Below are 5,337 nucleotides of genomic sequence, written 5' to 3'. Positions count from 1 at the left end.
GGCTGCGATCTTTTGATTTTGACGTTCAAAAAAACAAAGATCAAAAAGAATCGCAGCCTGCGGCAGCTCCTACAGGGGAAAGCGAAATTACTGATGAGACCGAGCCATGCACAACAACAATAAAGAGCTGACCCTCAGCGCCCCGCTCAGCCGGCCCGGTGCTCACGCTCGCCAAAGTCCCGGACGCGGTGTTCGCCAGTGGCGCGATGGGCGACGGCATCGCCATCGACCCGTTGAATGACACCCTGTATTCGCCCTGCGCCGGGGAGATCATCCACGTCGCCCGCACCGGCCACGCGCTGACCGTGCGCGCCGACAACGGCGCGGAAATCCTCCTGCACCTGGGCCTCGACACTGTCGAACTGAACGGCGAAGGCTTCTCGATGCTGGTCAAGCAAGGCACGCGGGTCGACAAGGGCCAACCGTTGTTGCGCTACGACCTGGACAAGGTCGGCCAGCAGTGCAAAAGCCTGGTCAGCCTGCTGATCCTGACCAACAGCCAGGACTTCCAGGTACGCCCGATCACGCTCAAAGCGGTGAAAGTCGGCGAGCCGCTGCTGCACATCATTGCCCGTACCAGTACGGCGGCGAATGCTGAAGTGCTGGGTGGGCCAGCGGTTCAGGGTCAGGCGTTGGTGGCACATCGCGGCGGCTTGCATGCGCGCCCGGCCGCGCTAATTCGCCAGACCGCACAAGGTTTCAAGAGCCAGTCGCAGCTGCACTTCGCCGGCCAATCGGCGCCGTGCAACAGCCTGATCGGCCTGATGGGACTGGGCATCGGTGAACGGGATGAAGTGCAGGTCAGCTGTCAGGGACCGGACGCCGAAGCTGCGCTGCAGGCTTTGCTCAATGCACTGGCGACCGCCCTGCCCGACGATCATCACGCCGCTGCGCCGGTCAGCGCCGCACCGCGCAAACGCCCCGCCGAGGCTGGCGTATTGCAGGGTGTGTGCGCCGCACCGGGTCTGGTCGGCGGGCCGCTGTTTCGCCTGAATGCGATCAGCCTGCCGGCAGATACGGGCAGTCATGATCCGCTGGTGCAACAGCAGGTGCTGGAGTCGGCGCTGAATCAGGTGCGCGGCGAAATCAACGCCACGCTCGCCCAAGCAAAAAAGCACAAGAACATCGATGAAGAAGCGATCTTCGCCGCGCATCTGGCACTGCTCGAAGATCCGGCCCTGCTCGACGCCGCGCAGCATGCTATCGACCAAGGCACAGCGGCGACCCACGCGTGGAGCCAGTCGATCGATGTGCAGTGCGAAGTGCTGCAACACACCGGCAGCGCGCTGCTGGCCGAACGTGCCAACGACCTGCGCGACCTCAAGCAACGGGTGCTGCGCGCCGTGCTCGGCGAAGCCTGGCATTACGACGTGCCGGCCGGCGCCATCGTTGCTGCGCATGAACTGACGCCGTCGGATCTGCTGCAACTCAGCGCGCAGGGTGTCGCCGGGTTGTGCATGGCCGAGGGTGGCGCGACGTCGCATGTCGCGATTCTGGCGCGCGGCAAAGGCCTGCCGTGCCTGGTGGCGTTGGGCGCAGTTTTGCTCGATCAACCGCAAGGGCAATCGGTGGTGCTGGATGCTGACGGCGGCCGCCTCGAACTGACGCCGAACGCCGAGCGTCTGGCCGAAGTGCAACAGGCGCAAATCGACCGCCAACAACGCCGCGATGCGCAACAGGCCAAGGCGCATCTGCCCGCTGAAACCCGCAATGGCGTGGCCATCGAAGTGGTCGCCAATGTTGCCTCCAGCCATGAAGCGGCAGACGCCTTTGCCAACGGTGCCGATGGCGTTGGCCTGCTGCGCACCGAGTTTCTGTTCGTCGACCGGCAGACCGCGCCGGACGTCGAAGAGCAGCGCGCCGCCTATCAAGCCGTGCTCGATGCCATGGGCAAGCACTCGGTGATCATCCGCACCATCGACGTCGGCGGCGACAAGCAACTCGACTACCTGCCGCTGCCCGCCGAAGCCAACCCGGTCTTGGGCTTGCGTGGCATTCGTCTGGCTCAGGCCCGCCCGGAAATCCTCGATCAGCAACTGCGCGCACTGCTGCAGGTCAGCCCGTTGCAGCGATGCCGGATCCTGCTGCCGATGGTTACCGAAGTCGATGAACTGCTGCACATCCGCCAGCAGGTCGATGCGCTGTGCCTGGAGCTGGGCATCAATCAACGTCCGGAAATCGGCGTGATGATCGAAGTCCCCGCCGCCGCGCTGCAAGCCGAGCAACTGGCCGAACACGCCGACTTCCTCTCGATCGGCACCAACGACCTGTCGCAATACACCCTGGCCATGGACCGCGATCACGCCGGCCTCGCCGCTCGGGTCGATGCCTTGCACCCGGCGCTGCTGCGGCTGATCGCCCTGACCTGCGCAGGTGCGGCGGTGCACAAACGCTGGGTCGGCGTCTGCGGCGCCCTCGCCTCCGATCCACTGGCGACGCCTGTGCTGATCGGCCTCGGCGTGACCGAGTTGTCGGTGAGCCCGGTGCAAATCGGTGAAATCAAGGATCGCGTGCGCCAGTTGCACGAGGCCGAATGCCAACGCCTCAGCCTCGACCTGTTGAAACTCAACAGCGCCGCTGCGGTTCGTCACGCCTGCCACCAGCATTGGCCTCTGCACTAACAACAAGCTCTCTATAAAGAGCAGGGAGAACCACCATGTACCAACTCTTCATCGAAGGCCTGCAACGCCTCGGCCGCGCGCTGATGCTGCCGATCGCGATCCTGCCGATTGCCGGCTTGCTGCTGCGTCTGGGTGACACCGACCTTTTGAACATCGCGATCATTCACGATGCCGGGCAAGTGATCTTCGCCAACCTGGCGATGATCTTCGCCATCGGCATCGCCGTCGGGTTTGCCAAGGACAACAACGGCACTGCGGGTCTGGCCGGAGTGATCGGTTACCTGGTGATGATCTCCACGCTCAAGGTGCTCGACCCGAGCATCAACATGGGCATGCTCGCCGGGATCGTCAGCGGCCTGATGGCCGGCGCGCTGTACAACCGCTTCAAGGACATCAAACTGCCGGAGTACCTGGCGTTCTTCGGCGGCCGACGGTTTGTACCGATTGTCACCGGGTTCGCGGCGGTCGGTCTGGGCGTAGTGTTCGGCTACATCTGGCCGCCGATCCAGCACGGCATCAATGCCTTCGGCGCGCTGATGATGGAAAGCGGCAGCATTGGTGCGTTCGTCTTTGGCGTGTTCAACCGCCTGCTGATCGTCACCGGCCTGCACCACATCCTCAACAACATGGCGTGGTTCGTGTTCGGCAACTTCACTGATCCGACCACCGGCGCACTGGTCACCGGCGACCTGTCACGCTACTTCGCCGGCGATCCAAAGGGCGGCCAGTTCATGACCGGCATGTTCCCGATGATGATCTTCGGCCTGCCTGCTGCGTGCCTGGCGATGTACCGCAACGCGCTGCCGGAGCGGCGCAAGGTCATGGGCGGGATTTTCCTGTCGATGGCGCTGACCTCGTTTTTGACCGGGGTAACCGAACCCATCGAATTCGCCTTCATGTTTCTCGCCCCGCTGCTGTATCTGCTGCATGCGCTGCTGACCGGCCTGTCGATGGCGATCACCAATGCGCTGAACATCCACCTCGGTTTCACCTTCTCCGGCGGCTTCATCGACATGGTGTTGGGTTGGGGGCGCTCGACCAATGGCTGGCTGGTGATTCCGGTCGGGCTGGCGTACGCCGTGGTGTATTACGCGGTGTTTGATTTCTGTATTCGTCGCTTCAATTTGAAGACGCCGGGGCGAGAGGATGTGGCAGCGGCGGACAAGGCTGTTCTCACCGAGAATGAGCGCGCCGCGGCTTACATCAAGGCACTCGGTGGTGCGCAGAATCTGGTGACTGTCGGTGCCTGCACCACCCGTTTGCGTCTGGAAATGGTTGATCGCAACAAGGCTTCCGACGCTGACTTGAAGGCATTAGGCGCGATGGCCGTGGTACGCCCGGGCAAAGGCGGCAGCTTGCAGGTGGTGGTCGGGCCATTGGCCGACAGCATCGCCGACGAAATCCGCCTCGCCATGCCAGCGCTGGGGCGTGCGTTGGTGGCTGCGCCTGCTGCGGTGGTCGAGGAATCGAAAGCTGTATTGGTCGCTGCACCGGAAGCTCAACAATGGCTGACTGCGTTGGGCGGTAGCGAGAATGTGCTGCAGCTGGACTGCATCGCACTGACGCGTATTCGTCTACAACTGGCCGATGGTAAAGCGTTGTCCGAGGCTCAGTTGAAAGAGCTGGGTTGCCAGGGTGTCAGCCCGTTGGAAGGTGGGGTCTGGCATTTGTTGATTGGTGAGAAAGCGGCGAGTTTGAGTGGGGCGATTGAGGCGTTGGTTAATCGGAGTGAGGTCAGCGCCAAGGTTTGACTCGCCGGCGTCTGGGCGGGCCTCTTCGCGAGCAAGCTCGCTCCCACATTGACCTGTGTACGCCGGTCAAATGCGGGAGCGGGCTTGCTCGCGAAGAACGATAACGCGGTGAACCTGAGAGATCAGGTCTGTGGATCGACTCGATCCAGCGCGCGGTTTACCGCGAGTTCGGCGAGCATGACGATCTGCTGGATGGCAAGAGCGGTGCTGCGTTGCAGACCGCTGAGTTCGTTGGCGAAGTTGCTGGCCATGGCACTGGCGCAGGCCAACGATTCGTAGGCGTGGGCTAGCAGGGTTTCGGAGTCGACGTTGGGGTTGACCAGGAACATCGTGCTGGGCTGATGCGCCTCAGCGGATTGCGGGGTGAAGTAGAAATCGACAGCGCGCTTGATGGCTTCACTGTCTTTCGTCAGGTCTTCGACGCGGATGGCGTCGGCGGGTGGAGATGTGGTTCTGTGGGGTGGGTCGGGGATCAGTTTGTCCATCGAACAAGTCCTTTTAAGTGTTGTAGCCACTTGCTCCCGATCTCACTCGGAGAAGAGGTGGCAGCCATGTACGGAGTGAGATTACCGGTAAGGACCCCAAATCCGGCCGGACCGAAGTCCGCCCGTACATAGCCGCCATAAGGAATTGCTGACAGCGAAAGCTGGCCGCAATTATGGGGGCACTTGTCTGGGGATCCAAATCGGGTATCTCACCTCCCGATCGCTGAATTGGCAGCGACAGACAAAGCCTAGAGACCGGACGTCCGAGGGACAACCTGAAAACCTTGTGGGAAGGTTCTGGTAATTCCACACACTCTTAAACACAAAACATCCCCCTGTAGGAGCTGCCGAAGGCTGCGATCTTTTGATCTGCCCTTTGACTGTAAAAAACCAAAAGTCAAAAGATCGCACCTTTCGGCAGCCTCCTACAGGTGAGTACTGCACCCGATATGAAATTGGTCGTTTTTCAGGCCGCCATTC

General features: G+C 61.9%; 2 protein-coding genes and 1 pseudogene. 2 read left to right on the top strand and 1 reads right to left on the bottom strand.

The window, feature by feature from the left end; all coding sequences use genetic code 11:
* The first annotated feature begins 106 nt into the window (after window positions 1-106).
* Together ptsP and nagE are read left to right on the top strand one after the other, a co-directional pair.
* A pseudogene (gene ptsP, locus HT737_RS20965) lies at window positions 107-2,621 on the top strand (phosphoenolpyruvate--protein phosphotransferase).
* Window positions 2,622-2,656: 35 nt separating this feature from the next.
* Entirely contained in the window at window positions 2,657-4,372 is a 1,716-nt protein-coding gene (gene nagE, locus HT737_RS20960) for an N-acetylglucosamine-specific PTS transporter subunit IIBC (RefSeq protein WP_182403933.1), read from the top strand.
* Window positions 4,373-4,494: 122 nt separating this feature from the next.
* Here nagE and HT737_RS20955 read toward each other — a convergent pair whose 3' ends face one another.
* Window positions 4,495-4,857, bottom strand: coding sequence for a DUF6124 family protein (locus HT737_RS20955; RefSeq protein ID WP_182403932.1), 363 nt, complete (start codon window positions 4,855-4,857; stop codon window positions 4,495-4,497).
* Window positions 4,858-5,337 lie beyond the last annotated feature (480 nt).

The sequence above is a fragment of the Pseudomonas sp. MD195_PC81_125 genome (assembly GCF_014060985.1).
Classification (GTDB): Bacteria; Pseudomonadota; Gammaproteobacteria; order Pseudomonadales; family Pseudomonadaceae; genus Aquipseudomonas; species Aquipseudomonas parakoreensis.
This window is presented reverse-complemented; position numbering and strand designations above follow the sequence as displayed.

What these genes read in the sequence shown, in the direction of transcription:
- HT737_RS20955 (WP_182403932.1), bottom strand. Translation starts at nt 4,857, where the DNA reads ATGGACAAACTGATCCCCGACCCACCCCACAGAACCACATCTCCACCC.
- nagE (WP_182403933.1), top strand. Translation starts at nt 2,657, where the DNA reads ATGTACCAACTCTTCATCGAAGGCCTGCAACGCCTCGGCCGCGCGCTG.